Origin of the sequence: Salinarimonas chemoclinalis (assembly GCF_041514305.1) — a bacterium.
GTDB classification, from domain to species: Bacteria; Pseudomonadota; Alphaproteobacteria; order Rhizobiales; family Beijerinckiaceae; genus Salinarimonas; species Salinarimonas chemoclinalis.
The window spans coordinates 248,688-267,600 of record NZ_JBGMWH010000002.1; the positions used below are offsets into that span (position 1 = coordinate 248,688).

16 protein-coding genes are annotated in these 18,913 nt (G+C 73.2%); 6 read left to right on the forward strand and 10 right to left on the reverse strand.

Annotation, left to right across the window (positions count from 1 at the left end; genetic code table 11):
• Positions 1–176 precede the first annotated feature (176 nt).
• A complete protein-coding gene (locus AB9M23_RS04985) occupies positions 177–1,754 on the reverse strand; it encodes an ABC transporter substrate-binding protein (protein WP_372423005.1) in 1,578 nt (525 codons plus the stop codon).
• 197 nt (positions 1,755–1,951) lie between these two features.
• On the opposite strand from AB9M23_RS04985, the gene AB9M23_RS04990 reads away from it, so the two are divergent.
• A complete protein-coding gene (locus AB9M23_RS04990) occupies positions 1,952–2,632 on the forward strand; it encodes a DUF1028 domain-containing protein (protein ID WP_372423006.1) in 681 nt (226 codons plus the stop codon).
• 8 nt (positions 2,633–2,640) lie between these two features.
• On the opposite strand, the gene AB9M23_RS04995 is transcribed toward AB9M23_RS04990, so the two are convergent.
• From AB9M23_RS04995 to AB9M23_RS05010, 4 genes are all read right to left on the reverse strand, one after another.
• Positions 2,641–3,177 carry a DUF2478 domain-containing protein gene (locus AB9M23_RS04995; RefSeq protein WP_372423007.1) on the reverse strand — a complete coding sequence of 179 codons (537 nt, stop codon included), beginning with the start codon at positions 3,175–3,177 and terminating at the stop codon, positions 2,641–2,643.
• The gene (locus tag AB9M23_RS05000) at positions 3,174–3,422 is read right to left on the reverse strand and encodes a sulfurtransferase TusA family protein (RefSeq protein WP_372423008.1); all 249 of its coding nucleotides are present in this window, start codon (positions 3,420–3,422) and stop codon (positions 3,174–3,176) included. Before AB9M23_RS05000 ends, AB9M23_RS04995 begins: the two co-directional genes overlap by 4 nt.
• 78 nt (positions 3,423–3,500) lie before the next feature.
• A complete protein-coding gene (locus AB9M23_RS05005) occupies positions 3,501–4,172 on the reverse strand; it encodes a carbonic anhydrase (protein WP_372423009.1) in 672 nt (223 codons plus the stop codon).
• 144 nt (positions 4,173–4,316) lie between these two features.
• Positions 4,317–5,018 carry a D-lyxose/D-mannose family sugar isomerase gene (locus tag AB9M23_RS05010; protein WP_372423010.1) on the reverse strand — a complete coding sequence of 234 codons (702 nt, stop codon included), beginning with the start codon at positions 5,016–5,018 and terminating at the stop codon, positions 4,317–4,319.
• Positions 5,019–5,168: 150 nt separating this feature from the next.
• On the opposite strand from AB9M23_RS05010, the gene AB9M23_RS05015 reads away from it, so the two are divergent.
• Complete coding sequence (locus tag AB9M23_RS05015) at positions 5,169–5,489, forward strand: YbjQ family protein (protein WP_372423011.1); 321 nt, start codon at positions 5,169–5,171, stop codon at positions 5,487–5,489.
• Here AB9M23_RS05015 and AB9M23_RS05020 read toward each other — a convergent pair.
• Together AB9M23_RS05020 and AB9M23_RS05025 are read right to left on the reverse strand one after the other, a co-directional pair.
• Positions 5,476–6,933, reverse strand: coding sequence for an MFS transporter (locus tag AB9M23_RS05020; RefSeq protein ID WP_372423012.1), 1,458 nt, complete (start codon positions 6,931–6,933; stop codon positions 5,476–5,478). The two genes, AB9M23_RS05015 and AB9M23_RS05020, sit on opposite strands and share 14 nt — an antisense overlap.
• A gap of 133 nt (positions 6,934–7,066) precedes the next feature.
• A complete protein-coding gene (locus tag AB9M23_RS05025; protein WP_372423013.1) occupies positions 7,067–7,486 on the reverse strand; it encodes a MerR family transcriptional regulator in 420 nt (139 codons plus the stop codon).
• A gap of 269 nt (positions 7,487–7,755) precedes the next feature.
• Between AB9M23_RS05025 and AB9M23_RS05030 the strand changes: the two genes are divergently transcribed.
• The 3 genes from AB9M23_RS05030 to glmS all read left to right on the forward strand — a co-directional run bounded on the left by AB9M23_RS05030 (position 7,756) and on the right by glmS (position 11,875).
• A complete protein-coding gene (locus AB9M23_RS05030; RefSeq protein ID WP_372423014.1) occupies positions 7,756–8,466 on the forward strand; it encodes a hypothetical protein in 711 nt (236 codons plus the stop codon).
• 100 nt (positions 8,467–8,566) lie between these two features.
• Positions 8,567–9,952, forward strand: coding sequence for a bifunctional UDP-N-acetylglucosamine diphosphorylase/glucosamine-1-phosphate N-acetyltransferase GlmU (glmU, locus tag AB9M23_RS05035; protein ID WP_372423015.1), 1,386 nt, complete (start codon positions 8,567–8,569; stop codon positions 9,950–9,952).
• A 117-nt stretch (positions 9,953–10,069) separates the two neighbouring features.
• Positions 10,070–11,875: a glutamine--fructose-6-phosphate transaminase (isomerizing) gene (glmS, locus tag AB9M23_RS05040; RefSeq protein WP_372423016.1), complete on the forward strand. Its 1,806-nt coding sequence runs from the start codon at positions 10,070–10,072 to the stop codon at positions 11,873–11,875.
• Here the strand turns inward: glmS and AB9M23_RS05045 are convergent.
• The 3 genes from AB9M23_RS05045 to AB9M23_RS05055 form a co-directional block, all read right to left on the reverse strand.
• A complete protein-coding gene (locus AB9M23_RS05045; RefSeq protein ID WP_372423017.1) occupies positions 11,862–12,344 on the reverse strand; it encodes a YbaN family protein in 483 nt (160 codons plus the stop codon). The genes glmS and AB9M23_RS05045 overlap by 14 nt on opposite strands.
• Before the next feature lie 91 nt (positions 12,345–12,435).
• Positions 12,436–12,927: a DUF2155 domain-containing protein gene (locus AB9M23_RS05050; protein ID WP_372423018.1), complete on the reverse strand. Its 492-nt coding sequence runs from the start codon at positions 12,925–12,927 to the stop codon at positions 12,436–12,438.
• A gap of 118 nt (positions 12,928–13,045) precedes the next feature.
• On the reverse strand, positions 13,046–13,459 hold the full coding sequence (locus AB9M23_RS05055; RefSeq protein ID WP_372423019.1) for an NADH:ubiquinone oxidoreductase subunit NDUFA12: 414 nt from the start codon (positions 13,457–13,459) through the stop codon (positions 13,046–13,048).
• A 192-nt stretch (positions 13,460–13,651) separates the two neighbouring features.
• Here AB9M23_RS05055 and AB9M23_RS05060 point away from each other — a divergent pair, with 192 nt between their 5' ends.
• Positions 13,652–18,910 (forward strand): alpha-2-macroglobulin family protein, encoded by a 5,259-nt coding sequence (locus AB9M23_RS05060; protein WP_372423020.1) that lies wholly within the window; start codon positions 13,652–13,654, stop codon positions 18,908–18,910.
• Positions 18,911–18,913: the final 3 nt, after the last annotated feature.

Here is an 18,913-nt window from a genome sequence, read left to right on the forward strand (position 1 = left end):
GGGGTGTGGGGCCCCGTGCGGGTCTCGAGGTCTCGAAGGCACGGGCGCGGGCGCGTGCAACTCGTCATTCGCGGCGGCGACCGTCCTGCACGCCCCACACCCCCGACCCCTCTCCACGAGGGAGAGGGGAGAGCCGGCATCGGCGTCGCGGCTCGCCCCGACCGGCAGCCCCGGCGTCACTCCTTCGTCACGTCGTGCAGCAGCAGGAAGAACGACGGCTGCAGAGAGAAGTCGTCCACCGCCGCCGTGGTCACGGCGTTCTGCTTCCAGTTGGCGACGAAGATCCAGGGTGCGTCCTCCTGGACGATCTTCTGCATCTCCTTGTAGAGGCGTGCGCGCTCGTCCTGGTCCGTTGCGGTGCGGGCTTCCTGGAGAAGGCGGTCGACCTCGGGGTTCGAGTAGTAGCCCGAGTTGAAGCCGCCCTCCTCGGGCCAGGCCTCGGTGCGCAGGGCGAGGTAGGGCAGGGTGTCGGGGTCGTTCGTCATCCAGGCCATCTGCGCCATGTCGGCCTTGCCCTCGAGGCCCGGGTTCACCTGCGCGAGGAAGGTGTTCCACTCGTAGGTCTCGATCGCGACGTCGAGGCCCACCGCCTCGAGATCGGCCTGGATCGCGGTGCCCATCGGCACCGGATCGAGCATGCCCGAGCCGCCCTCCGTGACGAACATCGTCACCGAGGCCCCGGTCGCGCCGGCCTCCTCGATCAGCGTGCGCGCCCGCTCGGGATCGTACGGGTAGGGCTCGAGTTCCTCGTCGTAGGCCCAGGCGAAGGCGGGCGGGATCGGGCCCGACGCGATCTCGGCGGTGCCCTGGAGCACGTTCTCGACGAGCGCCTGCTTGTCGATCGCGTAGTTCGCCGCCCGGCGCACCCGCACGTCGTCGAAGGGCGGCTCCTTGGCGTTGAGGATCATGAACCACAGGTGCGGCCCGGCCTGCTCGTAGAGCGCGTAGTCGTCGCTCTCGGAGAAGCGCGCGACCGAATCCGGCGGCACCTCCACCATCACGTCGATACCGCCCGACAGCATCTCCGCCACGCGGGTGTTGGCGTCCGTGATCGGGCGGAAGATCACCGCCTCGAGCGGCGGCGCGCCGTCCCAGTACTCCTCGTTGCGGGTGACGACGACCGCGGTGTTGGCGTCCCAGCGCTCGAAGCGGAACGCGCCGGTGCCGGACGGATTGCGGCCGTAGTCCGCGCCGTGCTCGGCCACGGCCGAGGGCGAGACGATCAGCCCGGTCGGGTAGGCGAGGTTCGACAGGAACGGCGCATAGGGCTCGCTCAGCGTGAAGCGCACGGTGCGCGCGTCCACGGCCTCGACCGTATCGATCGCCGAGAAGAAGAACGACAGGGGGAAGGGGCCGGTGTCGTGGTAGGGGTGCTCCTCGTCGAGCATGCGCTCGAAGTTGAACACGACCGCGTCGGCGTCGAGCGCCGTGCCGTCGTGGAAGGTCACGCCCTCGCGCAGGGTGAAGGTGTAGACCGTGCCGTCCTCCGACACCTCCCAGCTCTCCGCCAGCGCCGGCTCGATCTCGAAGGAGCCGTCGGCGTAGCGCACGAGGCCGTCGTAGAGGTTGACGACGATGCGGAAGTCGTTGGCGGCGGTGACCGCTGCGGGGTCGAGCGACTTCGGCTCGGCGATCTGGCCCACCGCCAGGACGCCGGGGGGCGTCTGCGCCAGGGCCGGCGGCGCGGCGGGCGCCAGGATGAGGGTCGCGGCGATGGCCGCGCTCGCGAGAAGGCCCGTGCGGCGAAGATGCATGGTCGTCGTCCCCTTTGGAATGCGGCCTCGCTCCGGCCGTGTGACGTCCCCCGACGGCGCGCCGCGTCCCGGGATTGCCGGGCGCGCGCATTGATCGATGAATCTATGCTGATAAATTCCTTTCGATCAAGCATGCATCATGATCGTTCTGCGGGCACTGCTCCGTCCGGGAAGGCGATCGAAGGGAGTCCGGCCGCATGACCTACGCGATCCTCGCGCGCGATCCGCAGACCGGCGACCTCGGCGGCGCGGTCGCCACCGGCACGCCCGTCGTCGGCGGGTTCGTGCTCCACGCCGAGCCCGCGCTGGGGATCGTGGCGACGCAGGGGCTGAGCACGTCCACCCTCTGGGGAGCGTCCGCGCTCAGGCGCCTCGTGCTCGGGGAGACGCCGCGGGAGGTGGTCGAAGGGCTGGTGGCGATGGACGAAGGCCGGGAGGCGCGCCAGCTCGCGGTGCTCGACGTCCACGGGGCGACGGCCGCGTTCACCGGCGCGGACAACCTGCTCGCCCGAGGCACGCACGAGGAGCCCGGGCTCGTCGTCGCCGCGAACTGGGTGGCGGGCGCGGAACTGCCGGGGCGTGTCGCCGCCGGCTTCCACGCGGCACGCGGCGACTTCGCCGAGCGGCTGATCGCGGCCCTCGCCGCGGGCGCCGCGGCGGGCGGCGACGTCCGTGGGGATCGCTCGGCGGCGCTGCGGATCGTCTCCGCCGAGCGCCCTCCGGTCGACCTGCGCGCGGACGACGACGCGGACCCGATCGAGCGCCTGCGCACGATCCTCGCCGCGACCCGCGAGCCCGCCTTCCAGCGCTTCCTGGCGAGCGTTCCGACGCTGCTCGAGCCGGAGAAGCGGGCGCCAGAAGCGTCGCGCGCGAGGTGAGCGACGTTCTAGCCCGCCCTCTCCGTCTCCGGCGAGACGGAGAGCCACCACGTCTCGAGCGCGGCCTCCTCGCAGGCGAGCGGCGTGTCGAGGCCGCCCGCGAACGCGTCCCAGGCCGCGCGGAAGCGCTCCGGCACCCCGATGACGAGGGGTATGCCGGCGGCGACGCACGCGCCGATCTCCGCGGCGAGCCCCGCGCCCTCCGCTTCGAGCTTGCCGAACTTGTTGACGATCACACAGTCGGGTGCCTCCGCGAGCGCCGCCGCGAGCCGGGCGGCGGCATCCGCCAGCCCGCGCGGATCGACGCGGCACCCGGTGGCCCCGGAGCCGAGATCCTGGCAGATCGAGACGACCGCGCCGCTGGAGAGGTCGCGCAGCGCCATGTCGCCGTGCAGGCAGGCGTCGGCCTCGAGATCCGCCTCGACGAGCCCCGCAACCCGCCGGCCGCGGGCGCGCAGCCGCGCGGCGAAGCGCTCCATCAGTGCCGAGGCCGGCTCCCGCCGCCCGTAGACGAGCGCCGCGATGCGGGGCGCGTCGAGGCTCACGAGGCGGCCGCCTTTCGAATCCGGAAGACCAGCACCTCGGAGCCGTTCTCGCCGACACGCGTCTCGCGGTCGAGGAGCGCGTCGCCGGTCTGGTTCACGAGATGCGGGATGTCGATCACCGCCATCGGGTCGGTGCAGGTGACGACGAGGAGCGCGCCCGGCGCCGCCTTCGAGAGCGCCTTGCGCGTCTTGAGAGCGGGGAGGGGGCACTTCAGGCCGCGCAGGTCGAGGTCGATCTCGCTCATCGTGGCATTCGGCCTAGGGCCTGGCGCGGTCGCGCGCAAGAGCGTCGACGCCGCGGGTCCCTGCGGCCGCGGCTTCCTTCAGACGCAGTGGAGCAGCGCCCGCCCGGCGGGCGCGTCGCGGGCGACCGGCTCGAACCTCCCGGTCGCCGGGTCGCGCACCAGCAGCCGGCCCGAGGCGATGCCGAAATAGGCCCCGTGCAGGGCGAGCCGGCCCCGTTCGACGAGGGTGCGCACGGAGGGGAACGTCATCAGGTTCGCGAGCGACCGCTCGATGGAGGCGAACTCGAGCCGCGTTCGGTATGCGTCCGCATCGCCCGGCGGCCGCGGGCCGAGGCTCGCGGCGGCGGGCGCGATCTGGCTCATCCAGCGTCCGATGAAGTCGGCCGGCGAGAGCGGCGTGGCCTCGTCGGCGAAGGCGCGGATCCCGCCGCAGCGGGCATGGCCCAGGACGACGATGTGCTTCACCGCCAGCGCCTGGACGCCGAACTCGAGCGCGGCGAGCGTACCGTTCTGCGCCGACTCCAGGGGATCGTAGGCGGGCACCAGATTGGCGACGTTGCGCACGACGAGCAGTTCGCCCGGTGCCGCGTTGAAGATCACCTCCGGCGATACCCGGCTGTCGACGCAGCCGATCACCATCGTCTCCGGGCTCTGACCCGCGTCCGCGAGATCCGCGTAGCGTGCATGCTCGTGCGCGAAGCGACCTGTCAGGAAATCGCGATAACCTTCGACGAGCCTGTCCGGAATCATGCCGCACCCCCCGCTGACCGCGACGCTCGCTCCCGCGGAGCCGCCGGATGGGATGTACCCCAAGCCGGAAGTGTAAATTTTCACGGCTCCACAGGCAAGCCACGGATCGTCGCGCATCCCGGGCGTCCGGGAGCCCGCGCGTGCTCAGCCGCGCCGCCGCAGGCGCGCGTAGTCGCCGACGATCAGGCGGAAGGGCGCCTCGTCCTCGTCGATCGTGGGGAAGCGGGGCAGGGGCTCCTCGAAGACGTTGTCGGTCTCGTCGTCGTTGACGGTGGAGACCTCTCCCACCAGCACGTCGCCGCCTTCGCCCCAGAAGGCGTGCCAGATCCCTGGCATCAGCGTGATGCTCTCGCCGACATCGAGGTGGACGACGCCGCCGGCCTCCACCTCGCGCACGATCCCGTCGCAGGGGACCCGCACGGGGGAGCTGCGGTCGATGCCGCCGTCCGGCGTCGGTGCGTGGAGCCGCAGCGCGAGCCGCGCGCCGTCGCGGGCGCCGCGCACGATGATGTCCTCGGCCTTGACCACGTGGCGATGCATCGGCCCGAGCCGGTCGCGCCCGACGATCATCAGCTTCTCGGCGTAGAGCATGCCGCGCCCGCGCGCGAGATCGGCGGCAGTGCCGTTCCGCAGGGTGAACAGCACGAGCCCCACCGCGTCGAAGCGGCCCTGCCCGTAGTCCGTCACGTCCCAGCCGAGCCCCGCCTCGAGGATGCCGGCGATGCGCTCCCGCTCCGCGGCGAATCGCGCGGGCTCCCAATCGGCGAAGGGCGGCAGGGCGAAGCCGAAGGAGCGGACGAAGGCCTGGGCCTCCCGCAGGACGGCGTTGATCTGCGAGCGTTTCATGCGGCGTGTGACCCGTCTGGTCGAGCGTGCCGGGCAGCCTACAGGCGACGCCACCGACGCGCCAGCCGCCGGCCATCCGCCTTGACGAGGCCCCGGCTCCGGGATCGACTGCCGCGCGGCGCCGAGCGGCGGCGCGCGAGGGAGGCCGGCATGATCGTCACCACCACGAACGGCGTCGAGGGACGCCAGATCGTTCAGTATCACGGCATCGTCTCGGGGGAGGCGATCTTCGGCGCCAACATCTTCAAGGACTTCTTCGCCTCGATCCGCGACATCGTCGGCGGGCGGGCGGGGTCCTACGAGCGGGTGATGCGCGACGGTCGCGACACGGCGATCAACGAGATGCTCGAGGAGGCGCGCAAGCTCGGGGCCAACGCCGTCATCGGCGTCGACCTGGATTACGGCGCGATCGGCGCCAAGGAGAGCATGATGCTCGTCACGGCCTCGGGCACCGCGGTCACCCTGCGCTGAGGCCGCGCCCGTTCGGCACGCCGCGCACGAGCAGCGCGCCGACGAGGAAGAAGCCGAGCAGCACCACCGGCCCGGCAGCCTGGGTCTGGAACAGGCCGGTGAAGACGGCCACCAGGAACGGGCCTAGGAAGGCCGTGAGCTTGCCCGAGAGCGCGAGGAGGCCGAACCAGCGCCCCGCGTCGCCGGCCGGGACGAGCCGCGCGAGCAGCGAGCGCGAGGACGCCTGCAACGGCCCCGCCAAGGCCCCGATCACGAGGCCGAGGCCGAGGAAGACCTTCTCGGGCACGCTGCCGTAGAGGCCGGGCCCGCCCGCGGGCGCGGTCTCGACGACGAACAGGACGTGGCTCTCGCCGAGCGACAGGACCCCGACCGTCACCAGCAGGAGGATCGCGAGGCTGCCGAGGATGACCGCGCGCGGGCCGATCCGGTCGTCGACGCGGCCGCCGGCGACGGCGCCGAGCGTGCCGGTCACGAGGATGAGAATGCCGAAGACGCCGAGCTCCACGGTGCTCCAGCCGAACAGCCCCGCGCCGTAGATCGTGCCGAGCCCGAAGAGCACGACGAGCCCGTCCTGGTAGGCCATGTGGGCGAGCAGGAAGCGCGCGATCGCGGGATTGCGCCGCGCGTCGGCGATCGTCCCGCGTACGCGGGAGAGCCCGTCGCGGACCGCCGCGCCGAAAGGACGGCCGCCGCGCGGCGCGTCGGGGGTGAAGAACAGGAGTGGAAGGATGAACACCGCGAACCACAGCGCCGTCAGCGGCCCGACGATGCGGTCTCCTTCCCGTGCCGCGGGGTCGAGGCCGAAGAGCGGCTCGAGGCCGGCGAGCGTGCGGCCGCTCTCGGGGCTCGCGGCGAGGAGCGCCAGCACGATCGCCAACGAGACGAGCCCGCCGGCATAGCCCGTCGCCCAGCCGGCACCCGAGAGCCGGCCCAGCCGGTGCGGCGGCACGAGGGCGGGCATCATCGCGTTGTTGAAGGTGCCCGCGAGCTCCGCCGCTACGGTCGCCACCGCGAAGGCGACGAGCGCGAGGAGGACGAGGCCGGGGGAGGCGGCCGGGGGCACGAGCCACAGCAGCGCCGCCGCCAGGCTCATCAGGGCGCCGAAGGCGAGGATCCACGGCTTCTTCGGCCCGCCGGCATCGGCGATGGCGCCGAGCACGGGGGAGAGGATCGCCAGCGAAAGCCCCGCGGCCGAGGTCGCGAGCATCCACTGCGTCTGGCCCGTGACCGGATCGGAGGCGACGGCGTTGACGAAGTAGGGCCCGAACACGAACGTCACGACGAGCGTGAAGAAGGGCTGGGTCGACCAGTCGAACAGCGCCCAGCCTACGAGCGCCCGGCGCGGAGCGCCCTCCCGCGCGCGCCTCGCGCCCGCACGCGATTCGGATCCCGACGACGAGCCTTCCGACGAAGCTGCCTCTCGCGCGGTTGCCTCGGGCTGCATGCGGCGTCTCCGGAAGGACCGACACCGTTCTAGCGAGCGCACGCGCGCGGCGCCAGCCTCCCGAGGCGCGCTCCCGACGCGCTGTTCCGAGGCGCTCTCCGGCGACGACGGCCCGCCGATCGCGGCCGCTCCCTCAGCCGACGAGCTTCGCCCGCGTGGCGCGCAGCTCCGCGATCGCCGCCTCGACCTCGGTCTTCTGGGCCTCGAGATGGGCGATCTGCTCGTCGATCTTCTCCACCGACAGCTTCAGGTCGACGCCGGTCGGACCGCCCTTGGCGTCCGATTCCAGCATCTCCTGGATCTCGGCGAGGGTGAAGCCGAGCTGCTTGCCCTTGAGGACGACCGACAGGCGCGCACGGTCCTGTGCCGAGTAGATCCGCATCGTGCCGATCCGGCGCGGCGAGAGAAGGCCGCGGTCCTCGTAGAATCGGAGCGCACGCAGGGTCACGTCGAACTCCCGGGACAGGTCGCTGATGAGGTATTCGCGATCCTCGGTCCTCTCGGCGCCCTCCTGCAGCTTGTCCTTCTTGCGCGACTTGGCGATCGTGGTCATGTGAAACGGCCCCCGCGAGACCATCGAGAACAGGAGCGAATCCACTGCTGTGCATCCGCATGGTTGTTTCATGATGCAATGAATGCGGACGGGTGGCAAGCGAGAGCTGCGGAGCGCTGCGCGAGCAACAAGTGCTGGCATGTGCGCGCATGCCGAGCCACGGGGCGTAGTACGCACTTCATCACCGCTTGCGTGACATGGGTGCGCGCGCGACATCGTCTCCGCCTCCCGCCGCGACCGGCGCCTTGTCTCCGGGCCGGCCACGCCCCATGTTCAACCCCGCCATGATCGTGACGCGTCCCTCCCTTCTCCTGCTCGCCGTCGTCGCCGCCGCGATGCTCGCGCCGGTTCCCGCGTCCGCGCAGTTCGGGCGCGAGCCGACCGCCTGCATGCGGATCGCCACGACCTACGCCGAGACTCTGGTCGAGGTCGGCGAGATCGGTCCCCTCGTCGAGACGCAGGCCCGGGCGCTCGCCGTGCTCGACGAGATCGCGGCCCGCGGGGAGGTCGAGCCGTTCGACCGGCTCCAGGAGGCCGAGGCCCTGCTGCGCGGGCGCGATCTCTGGGACGCGGCGCGCGAAATTCGCCGGGTCGACCGCCTCGTCGACAATTCGGCCTCCGTGGTCGCGGGCTGGCGCGGGCTGTACTGCCCCTCCGCGGTTCCCACCGGCGCCGCCGGGCTCGAGGGCCAGGCGCGCTGCGACGCGCTCTCGGCGATCTTCGTCGACAGGCTGCGCATCGACAACCCGACCCCGCAGCAGATCCGCGCACGGGAGGCACGCGAATCGGAACGGCAGACGATCCTCAAGGCGCGGACCACGCGCGCCGACCGCGACGATCTGCTCCAGCTCTGGCGGATGCGCTCGGAAGCGTTCGAGACGCTGATGACCCTCGAGCGCGCGCGGGTGCTCCAGGAGGCGGCCGCGCAGCTGATGCTGCGCACCGGCGAGGCCGGGTGCCTCAACGGCGAGACGACCTGAGGCCGCCGGCGGGCGGCTGCGACCGCGGCCCTCGACGGCGCGGTTGCGTGCGCGCCGCGTCTCGCGCATAGGAGCGGCGCGTCCCCAGGAGCCGAGCCCCGTGACCGACACCGCCCAGCGCAGCGCCGCACCGCGCCGCACCTGCCTCGCCGTCGTGCTCGCCGCGGGCGAGGGTACCCGCATGCGCTCCGACACGCCCAAGGTGCTTCATCGCGTCGCGGGGCGCGCGATGCTCGTCCACGCGCTCGCGGCGGTGCGGGCGGCGGGCGCCGATCGCGTCGCCGTCGTCGTCGGCCCGGGCCGCGAGGACGTCGCCGCGGCCGCGCGCGAGGCCGTGCCCGACGCCGCGGTGTTCGTGCAGGCCGAGCGCCTCGGCACCGCCCACGCCCTGCTCGCCGCCCGCGCGGCGCTGTCCGAGCCCGTCGACGACGTCGTCGTCGCCTACGCCGACACGCCGCTGGTGGAAGCCGAGACCTTCGCGCGCCTGCGCGCCCCGCTGGCGGAGGGCGCAGGCGTCGTCGTGCTCGGCTTCGAGGCGGCGGACCCCGCCGGCTACGGCCGCGTTCTGCGCGAGGGCGAGGCCGTCGTCGCGATTCGCGAGGACCGCGACGCGACCGAGGCCGAGCGGAAGGCCACCTTGTGCAATGCCGGCCTGATGGCGCTCTCGGGCGCGCGGGTGCTCTCCCTGCTCGAGGCGATCGGCAACGCCAACGCCAAGGGTGAGTACTACCTCACCGACGCGGTGGAGATCGCCAGGGCGCGCGACCTCCCCGTCGCCTGCGTGGTCGCGCCGGAAGACGAGGTGCAGGGCGTCAACGACCGCGTCCAGCTCGCGGCCGTGGAGCGCACGCTCCAGGAGCGCCTGCGGGAGCGGGCGATGCGCGCCGGGGTGACGATGATCGATCCCTCGAGCGTCTTCCTCGCCTTCGACACCGCGCTCGGGCGCGACGTGACCATCGAGCCGAACGTCGTCTTCGGACCGGGCGTCTCGGTCGACGCGGGGGCGACGATCCACGCCTTCTCGCATCTCGAGGGCGCGCGGGTCGCCGCGGGCGCGACCGTCGGCCCGTTCGCGCGCCTGAGGCCGGGGGCCGACATCGGCGCGAAGGCCAAGGTCGGCAACTTCGTCGAGGTCAAGAAGGCGCGCGTGGGCGCCGGCGCCAAGCTGCCGCACCTCTCCTACGTCGGCGACGCCGAGATCGGCGCGAAGGCCAATCTCGGCGCGGGCACGATCACCTGCAATTACGACGGCTTCGACAAGCACCTCACCCGCGTGGGGGAGGGCGCCTTCGTCGGCTCGAATTCCTCCCTGGTCGCGCCGGTGTCGATCGGGGCGGGGGCCTATGTCGGCTCGGGCTCGGTGGTGACGCGGGACGTGCCCGAGAACGCGCTCGCCGTCGCCCGCGGCCGCCAGGAAACCAAGCCCGGCTGGGCGACGCGCTTTCGCGACGGCAAGCGTACGCGCGATACGAGCGGCGGGGCGTGACGGGTCCGGCCGTGTTCATAAACGGTCAAGAAACGTGATTGGCGTAACCTGCGGCGTCCGGGTAGCTCCCGGACGGACGGGCACGGCGACCGTGCGCTCCTGACGTGAGGTGTTCCCATGTGCGGCATCATCGGCATTCTCGGGCGTGACGACGTCGCGGACCGGCTCGTCGACGCGCTCAAGCGGCTCGAGTACCGCGGCTACGACTCGGCGGGCGTCGCGACCCTCCAGGGCGGGCGCATCGTGCGCCGTCGCGCCGAGGGCAAGCTGCGCAACCTCGAGGTCAAGCTCGAGGCCGATCCGCTGCCCGGCCACGCCGGCATCGGCCACACCCGCTGGGCGACGCACGGGCGCCCGACGGAGGCGAACGCCCATCCGCACGCCACCGACCGGCTCGCCATCGTCCACAACGGCATCATCGAGAACTATCGCGAGCTGCGCTTCGCGCTCGAGGACGAGGGCGTCCGCTTCGCCTCCGACACGGACACCGAGGTCGTCGCCCAGGCCGTCACGCAGGAGATGAAGGCCGGGCGCGATCCGCGCGCCGCCGTCCTCGCCGTGCTGCCGCGCCTGCGCGGCGCCTTCGCGCTCGCCTTCCTGTTCGAGGGCGAGGAGAACCTGATGATCGGCGCGCGCCGCGGCTCGCCGCTGGCGGTGGGCCACGGCGAGGGCGAGATGTTCCTGGGCTCCGACGCCCTCGCGCTCGCCCCCTTCACGGACGACGTCACCTACCTCGAGGAGGGCGACGTGGTGGTGATGACCCGCGCCGGCGCGAGCCTCCTCGACGAGCGCGGCACGCCGGTCTCGCGCCCGCGCCAGCGCATCGCGGCGGGCGTCTACGCGGCGGAGAAGGGCAACCACCGCCACTTCATGATCAAGGAGATCTACGAGCAGCCGGAGGTCGTCGCGCGCACGCTCGCGGTCCACCTCGACGCCGACAACGCCGCCGCCGTGGACTGGGCGAGTCTCGAGCGCCTGACGATCACCGCCTGCGGCACGGCCTACTACGCGGGCCTCGTCGCCAAGTACTGGTTCGAGCGCCTCGCCCGGCTTCCGGTCGAGATCGACGTCGCCTCCGAGTTCCGCTACCGCGAGGCGCCGCTCCCGGAGAAGGGGCTGATGATCGTGGTCTCGCAATCGGGCGAGACGGCCGACACTCTGGCGGGCCTGCGCTACGCCAAGGAGAACGGGCAGAGGGTGATCGCCGTCGTCAACGTGCCCACCTCCTCGATGGCGCGCGAGGCGCACGCCATCGCGCAGACCCATGCCGGCCCGGAGATCGGCGTCGCCTCGACGAAGGCCTTCACCTGCCAGCTCGCCACCCTGTTCGCGCTCGCGCTCCAGGCCGGCCGCGCCCGCGGCACGCTGAGCATCGAGGAGGCCGAGCGCTACGCCGAGGCGGCCCTGCGCGCGCCCGCGCTGATGCACGAGGCGATGGCCCTCGAGCCCGCGATCGACACGCTCGCCCGCGAGCTCTCGAAGGCGCGCGACGTGCTCTACTTCGGCCGCGGCGCCGCCTACCCGATCGCGATGGAGGGAGCGCTCAAGCTCAAGGAGATCTCCTACATCCACGCCGAGGGCTACGCGGCGGGCGAGCTCAAGCACGGGCCGATCGCCCTCATCGACGAGGCGACCCCCGTCGTCGTCGTCGCGCCCTACGACCACCTCTTCGAGAAGACCATCTCGAACATGCAGGAGGTCGCCGCCCGCGGCGGACGCATCGTGCTGATCACGGACGAGGACGGCGTCGCCCACGCCCAGCTCGACACGCTCGCGACCCTCGTCCTCCCGAAGGTCGACCCGATGGTCGCTCCGCTCGTCTACAGCGTGCCGGTCCAGCTGATCGCCTACCACACGGCGGTCTTCATGGGTAAGGACGTCGACCAGCCCCGCAACCTGGCGAAGTCGGTCACGGTGGAGTGAGCGGCGGCTCCGGGCGGCTGAGGATGTAGGCGGCGCAGGCGAGCATCACCGCGGCGACCGAGAGGATCGCGATCGTCGGCGCGCCGGCGATCGCCATCACCACGAGCGAGGCGCCCATGCCGAGCACCGCCGCGGCCTTGGCGTGCCGGGGGATCGCGCCGGTGCGCCGCCAGGTGACGACCGGCGGGCCGAGCCTCGGATGCGCGAGGAGCCAGCGCTCGAAGCGCGGCGAGGAGCGCGCGAAGCAGGCCGCGGCCGCGAGCAGGAAGACGACGCCGGGCAGGAGCGGCAGCACCACGCCGAGCGCGCCGATCCCGAGGAAGACGAAGCCCAGCAGGAACAGCGTCCAGCGCGCCCAGGAGGGCAGCGTCAGGCTCTCCATCGCCTCCTCGACGGGCGTGTGGGCACCGGTGTCGGGCTCGCGCGCGGCGGGCCGTGATGCGCCATTGCGCTGTTCGGCCTCGCTCACGTCGCGCCCGCCCCTCGTGTCCGACGCCCATAGAGGGCGCGCCCTATAGATGGGTCCGCGCCACGCCTCCGCAAACCCCTTCGCCGCGACCTCAGAGCGCCGGGCGCGGCGGCGGCAGGGGATGCTCGGCGATCGACCCGTCGCGATCGGGGCCGCGATCCTCCTCCGCGATCGCGGCGGCGGGGGCGGAGAGGCAGTCGACGAGCCAGATGTCGTAGACGGGATGCTCGATGGCGTTGAGCCCCGGCGAGTTCGCGTAGATCCAGCCGGTGAAGGTCCGCGCGAGCGCGCCGTCGAGGGAGAGCTCGTCCACCTCGATGAAGCTCGTCGTGTTCGGGCTCTCGGTGGGCGGGCGCGTGTAGCAGACGCGCGCGGTGAGCTGCAGAGCGCCGAACTGCACGGTCTCGTCGATGCCGGCCTCGAACCTGATGATTCGACCGGTGATCTTGTCGAGGCCGGAGAACACCGCGATCGGGTTCTCGATCTTCTGAGCCGACGCGGGGGAGGTCGCGAGCGCGACGGCGATCGCGGGAAGGGCGCAGGCGGCGAGGGCGAGCGGGGGGAGGCGGTGGGGTCTGCGCATGGGGATCACGGGCCGGGCGTCCGGAAACGGGGAGCGGAGGCGCCGCCCCGCCACCTCCATCCGCGCCGATCGCGACGGAAACGAGGCGGGCGGGGCGCCTGCGCGGTCGCGGACCGCCTCAGTCACCCGGCGTCCAGGCCACGTAGTCCCCGGTCGCCGCCGGGCGGCGGCCTTCCGAGAGCGTCGAGCCGCGCGGGCGGTAGGCGCCGGCGGTGCCGGTGAGGTTCTCCTCGTGCGGCTTCTCCCAGGCGCGGGGCGTGTAGTCCTCCTGCGAGGGCGGCGTCGGATGGGTGTGGCACAGCCACATCCGCCACTCCATCGGGGTGCGCGAGGCGTCGGCGAGGCCGTTGTAGATCACGTAGCGGCGCTCGTGCCCGAAGCCGGGCACCTTGCCACGCTTGTCGCGATAGTACCTGTTGCCGAGCGCGTCCTCGCCGACGAACTCCCCGTGGCGACGGATCGTCAGCCGGGTGCCGAGCGTCTGCCCGTTCCACCAGGTGAAGAACTCGGTGATGAACTGCTTGAAGGTCATGCGCATCGTCCCTCGTGCGCGTCCTTATGGCGATTGCGCCGCGACAAGTCCAGAGGCAGCGGCGGGCCGCGCCGCCCGCGAGCCGGCGCGCATCCGGGTGAATGCGGATGTGCTCCCGCGCCGGTGGCGGCGCTGGTAAGGTCGTGGACCCGACCGCCCGAGGGCGCGCCGAGGTCACGCCGAGGTAAAGCCATGACGCCCCACGCGCTCGCCCGCTCCCCCCTCGAGTCCGTCCTCGTCCGGTTCGTTCTCGGCGTCGTCGTCGCGTTCTCCCTCTCCTGGATCTCCCTCGCGCCCGCCGCGGCGCAGACGCGCGCGTACGAGAACCCCGCGCTCGCGGCGATGACGCGGCAGGTGGAGGCGCAGATCGCGCAGGAGACCCCGCGGCCGGATCGCTCCAGCCGGGAATTGCTGGCGGAGGGCCGCGGCTTCCTCGCCGCCGGCGCGCCCCGCGACGCGCTCTGGAGCTTCGCCCAGGCGGTGCAGGTCAACCCGCGGAGCTACACGCTCTGGTCGGCCTACGCCCGAGCGGCGCTCGCCTTGCCCTACCAGGACTGGAACGAGCGCTGGCGGCTGCGCGAGCGCGCCACGGTGGCCGCCTATATCGCCTACGGCCACGCCGAAACCGACGTCGAGGCCGCGGATGCGCTCGCCGCGCTCGGCGAAGCCTTCGCCGCGCGCGAGATGTGGCGCGACGCGCTCGGCGCCTACAAGGCGAGCCTCGCGACGCGCGCCGTCCCCGCCGTGCAGAACGCGCACGATCTCCTGCGCTCGCGTCACGGCTTCCGCATCCTCGATTACCGGGTCGAATCCGACACGCCCGCCCCGCGGGCCTGCTTCGTCTTCTCCGAGACGCTCGCGCCGCGGGTCGACCTGACGCCGTACATCGCCGTCGCCGGCGCGAGCGGCGTCGCGGTGACGAGCGAGGGCAGCGAGGCCTGCGTGGACGGGCTCGTCCACGGCGAGCGCTACGCGATCGTGCTCCGCCAGGGCATCCCGTCCACCGTCGACGAGGTGCTGGAGCGCGCCGCCGACTACGAGGTCTACATCCGCGACCGTGCGCCCCAGGCGCGGTTCACGGGGCGCAACTACGTCCTGCCGCGGCTCGGCCAGGAGGGTATTCCGGTCGTCTCCACGAACACGGACGAGGTCGCCGTCGCCATCTATCGCATCGGCGACCGCAACCTCCTGCCGACCCTGCGCGGCGGCGACTTCCTCGACCAGATCTCGAGCTGGACGGAGGCGCGCATCGCCGACGAGCGCGGCGCGCCGATCTGGTCGGGAACGCTCGACGTCGCCATGGAGCGCAACGTCGACGTGGTCACCGCCTTCCCCGTCTCCGAGGCGGTGGGCGCGCTCGAGCCCGGCGTCTACGTGATGACGGCACGGCCCGACGCCTCGATCGATTCCGACGACGATTGGAATACCCGCGCCACGCAATGGTTCGTCGTCTCCGACGTCGGCCTCGGCGCCTTCTCGGCGAGCGACGGCGTGCACGTCCTCGTGCGCTCGCTCGCCAGCGCCGAGCCGGTCGCCGGCGCGACCGTTCGGCTGGTGGCGCGCAACAACGAGGTGCTCGGCGAGTTGACGACCGACGCGATGGGCCACGCGCGCTTCGACCCGGGCCTCGCCCGCGGCGCGGAGGGGCTCGGCGCCGGCATGGTGACCGCCGAGATCGGCGGCGACTACGGCTTCCTCGATCTCGGCCAGGCGCCGTTCGACCTGACCGACCGCGGCGTCGCCGGACGCCCGCCGGCGGGGCCGATCGAGGCGATGGTTTTTCCAGAGCGGGGCGTCTACCGCTCCGGCGAGGAGGTGCATCTCACCGCGCTCCTGCGCGACGGCGAGGCCCGCGCGGTCCCCGCGGTGCCGCTGACCCTCGTGGTGCGTCGGCCCGACGGCCTGGAGCACGCACGCATCCTCACGCGAGACGCGGGCGACGGGGGGCGGGTCCACACGCTGGCGCTCCTCGACGACGCCATGCCCGGCACCTGGCGGGTGAGCGCGCACGTCGACCCTCGGGCGCCGGCGATCGGCGAGGCGGCCTTCCTCGTCGAGGACTACGTGCCCGAGCGCATCGCGCTCGACCTCACCCCCGCCGACGTGGCGGTCGCGGCTGGCGCCCCCGCGATCGTCGACGTCGCCGCGCGCTACCTGTTCGGCGCGCCCGCCGCCGATCTCGCGATCTCGGGCGAGGTCTCCGTCTCGGCCGCCGACGCGAGCGCCGTGTCGGGGCTCGCGGGCTTCGTCGTCGGTCTCTCCGACGAGCCGGTCGAGGGCGCCTACGCCGCGCTGCCCGAGGACGGGGCGACCGGGCCGGACGGCGCGGCGCGCGTCACGGTTCCGGTGCCGGCGCTCGCCGCGGCGCGGCCGCTCGCGGCCCAGATCACCCTGCGCGTCGCCGAGCCCGGCGGACGCGCGGTCTCGCGCACGATCACCCTGCCGATCCTGCCGGACGCCCCGGTGGTCGGCGTGAAGCCGCTGGAGAGCGATCTCGCCGAGGGCGACCTCGCGGCGTTCGACGTCGTGGCCGCGCGACCGGACGGCACGCGGCTCGCGGGCGAGGCGACTTGGAATCTCCTGAAGGTCGAGCGTCGCTACCAATGGTATCAGAGCGGCGGGCAATGGGGCTTCGAGCCGGTGACCACGACCGAGCGCATCGCGAGCGGCACGCTCGCGCTCGCACCGGACGCCCCGGCACGGATCGAGGCGCCGGTGTCCTGGGGAACGCATCGGCTCGAGGTCGTCGCCGCCGACCCGGCGGTGCTGCCCACGAGCGTCACGTTCGACGTCGGCTGGTCCGGCGACGCGACGGCCCGTGCGCCCGACCTCCTGCCGCTGACGCTCGACGCGGCGGCCTACGAGACCGGTGACACGCTCGTCGCGACCATCGACGCGCCCTTCAGGGGCACGGCGACGCTCGCCGTCGTCTCCGACCGCGTGCATGCCCTGGAGACCATCGCCGTCGCGGGTGAGGGGACCCGCGCCGAGCTCGTGGTCTCGCCGGACTGGGGCGCGGGCGCCTACCTCGTCGCGATCGCCCATCGCCCGCTCGACGAGGCCGCCCGGCGCCAGCCGGGCCGCGCCATGGGGCTCGCCTGGTTCTCGGTGGATCGCGCGGCGCGCGATCTCGCGATGACGCTCGCGCCGCCCGCCGAGATCCGCCCGCGCGGCACGCTCACGGTGCCCGTGCGGCTCGACGGGCTCGCGCCCGGCGAGAGCGCGCGGGTCGTGCTCGCCGCGGTCGACGTCGGCATCCTGGCGCTGACCGACCACCAGGCGCCGGATGCGACCGCGTTCTTCCTCGGCCAGAAGCGGCTCGGGGCGGAGGTACGCGACCTCTACGGCTTCCTGATCGACGGCATGCAGGGCACCCGCGGCGCGATCCGCTCGGGCGGCGATTCCGCGCCGGCCGGCCTCGCCGCCCCGCCGCCGGACCAGCCGCCGCTCGCGCTGTTCTCCGGCATCGTGGAGGTCGGGCCGGACGGCACCGCGACGGTGGACTTCGCCATCCCCGCCTTCGACGGCACCGTGCGCGTGATGGGCGTCGCCTGGTCCGCGGGGAAGGTGGGCGACGCGTCCGCCGACGTCCTCGTGCGCGACCCGGTCGTCGTCGCGGCGACCGCGCCGCGCTTCCTCAACGCCGGCGACGAGAGCCGCCTGCACGTGCGCCTCGACAACGTCTCCGGCGCCGCCGGCACCTACACGCTAGAGGCGCTGCCGCTCGGTTCGGTGGACATCCCCGTCGGCCGGCGCCTCGCCGAGGTGACGCTCGCCGAGGGCGGGCGCGGGGAGGTGGTCTTCCCGCTCTCCGCCGGCGATCCGGGCGCGTCGGGCGTATCGCTGACGCTCTCCGGGCCGGGCGGCCTCTCGCTGGCGCAGGACGTCGCCTTCCCGGTCTCGCCGGGGACGGAGGGCGTCGTGCGCCGGGAGATCGCGCGGCTCGCGCCGGGGGAGAGCCTGCGCGTCACGGACGATCTCCTCGCCGACATCCGGCCGGGCACCGGGCGCGTGAGCGTCGCGGTGACGACGATCGCCCGGCTCGACCCCCCGGGCATGATCCAGGCGCTCGCGCGCTATCCCTACGGCTGCACGGAGCAGCTCGTCTCCCTGGCGCTGCCGCTGCTCTACGCGGAAAGCCTCGTCGGACCCGAGGCGCTCCAGCTGCCGCGCGACCGCGAGGAGACGATCCGCGACGTCGTGGCCCGCGTGCTCGGCCGCCAGACGCCCTCCGGCTCCTTCGGCCTCTGGTCCGCGCGCGGGTACGACGACCTCTGGCTCACGGCCTACGCGACGGACTTCCTCACCCGCGCCCGGGAGGAGGGCTTCGAGGCGCCGCAGGCGGCGCTCGACCGGGCGCTGGAGCGCCTGCGCAACCACGTCGCCAACACGACCGAGGTCGAGGGCGACGACGGCACGGCGCTCGCCTACGCCGCCTACGTGCTCGCCCGCAACGGCCGCCCGGTGATGGGCGACCTGCGCTACCTCGCCGACGCGCGGCTCGACGCCTTCGAGACGCCGCTCGCCCGCGCCCAGATCGGCGCGGGCCTGGCGCTGCTCGGCGACGGACGCCGTGCCGAGGTCGCCTTCGCTTCCGCCGTGCGCGGCCTCGCCGACGAGGCCTCGCGCGAGCGCGGCTGGCGCGCGGACTACGGCTCGCGCCTGCGCGACGCCGCCGGCATCCTCGCGCTCTCCGGCGAGGCCGACGTCGCCGGCGACGCGATCGGGACGATCGCCGCGGCGATCGACGCCGAGAGCGGCGCGAACCCGCTTCTCTCGACGCAGGAGATGGCCTGGCTCGCGGTCGCCGCCCGCAGCGTCGCCGAGGCGGCACGGGACATCCGGCTCGAGGTCTCGGGCGTCGCCCACGAGCGGCCTCTCCACGCGGGCTGGGACGCGACGGCGCTCGCGGGGATGGGCGTCGCCATCCGCAACGGCGGCACCGCGCCCGTCGATGCCGCGCTGACGGTGACGGGCAACCCCCTGTCCTCCGAGCCGCCGCTGGAGCAGGGCTACGCGATCGCGAGCACCTACTACGATCTCGCGGGCGAGACGGTCGATCCGGGCGAGGTCGTCCAGAACACGCGCCTCGTGGTCGTGCTGGAGGTGACCGAGATGGACGGGCTCGCCGGGCGCCTGCTCGTCGTCGACCGTCTGCCGGCGGGCTTCGAGATCGACAACCCGGCGCTCGTCGACGGGAGCGACGTCTCGGCGCTGCCGTGGCTCGTCGAGGAGCGCGTGCCGGATCGCGTCGAGTTCCGCGACGACCGCTTCGTCGCCGCCTTCGACACGCTCGGCAGCGGCATCGGCACGGTGCGGCTCGCCTACATGGTGCGCGCGGTGACGCCCGGCACCTACCTGCACCCGCCGGCCAGCGCGGAGGACATGTACCGTCCCGAGCGCTTCGGTCGCACGGGCGCGGGCACGGTGACGGTCCTTCCGGCGCGTTGAGGG

Excerpts from the sequence above, each read along its gene's own strand:
- AB9M23_RS05055 (WP_372423019.1), bottom strand. The coding sequence starts at position 13,459 with ATGACCTTCAAGCAGTTCATCACCGAGTTCTTCACCTGGTGGAACGGG.
- AB9M23_RS05050 (WP_372423018.1), bottom strand. The coding sequence starts at position 12,927 with ATGCGCAGACCCCACCGCCTCCCCCCGCTCGCCCTCGCCGCCTGCGCC.
- AB9M23_RS05025 (WP_372423013.1), bottom strand. The coding sequence starts at position 7,486 with ATGACCACGATCGCCAAGTCGCGCAAGAAGGACAAGCTGCAGGAGGGC.
- AB9M23_RS04990 (WP_372423006.1), top strand. The coding sequence starts at position 1,952 with ATGACCTACGCGATCCTCGCGCGCGATCCGCAGACCGGCGACCTCGGC.
- AB9M23_RS05060 (WP_372423020.1), top strand. The coding sequence starts at position 13,652 with ATGACGCCCCACGCGCTCGCCCGCTCCCCCCTCGAGTCCGTCCTCGTC.
- AB9M23_RS05020 (WP_372423012.1), bottom strand. The coding sequence starts at position 6,933 with ATGCAGCCCGAGGCAACCGCGCGAGAGGCAGCTTCGTCGGAAGGCTCG.
- AB9M23_RS05005 (WP_372423009.1), bottom strand. The coding sequence starts at position 4,172 with ATGATTCCGGACAGGCTCGTCGAAGGTTATCGCGATTTCCTGACAGGT.
- AB9M23_RS05000 (WP_372423008.1), bottom strand. The coding sequence starts at position 3,422 with ATGAGCGAGATCGACCTCGACCTGCGCGGCCTGAAGTGCCCCCTCCCC.
- glmS (WP_372423016.1), top strand. The coding sequence starts at position 10,070 with ATGTGCGGCATCATCGGCATTCTCGGGCGTGACGACGTCGCGGACCGG.
- AB9M23_RS05010 (WP_372423010.1), bottom strand. The coding sequence starts at position 5,018 with ATGAAACGCTCGCAGATCAACGCCGTCCTGCGGGAGGCCCAGGCCTTC.
- AB9M23_RS05015 (WP_372423011.1), top strand. The coding sequence starts at position 5,169 with ATGATCGTCACCACCACGAACGGCGTCGAGGGACGCCAGATCGTTCAG.
- AB9M23_RS04985 (WP_372423005.1), bottom strand. The coding sequence starts at position 1,754 with ATGCATCTTCGCCGCACGGGCCTTCTCGCGAGCGCGGCCATCGCCGCG.
- AB9M23_RS05030 (WP_372423014.1), top strand. The coding sequence starts at position 7,756 with ATGTTCAACCCCGCCATGATCGTGACGCGTCCCTCCCTTCTCCTGCTC.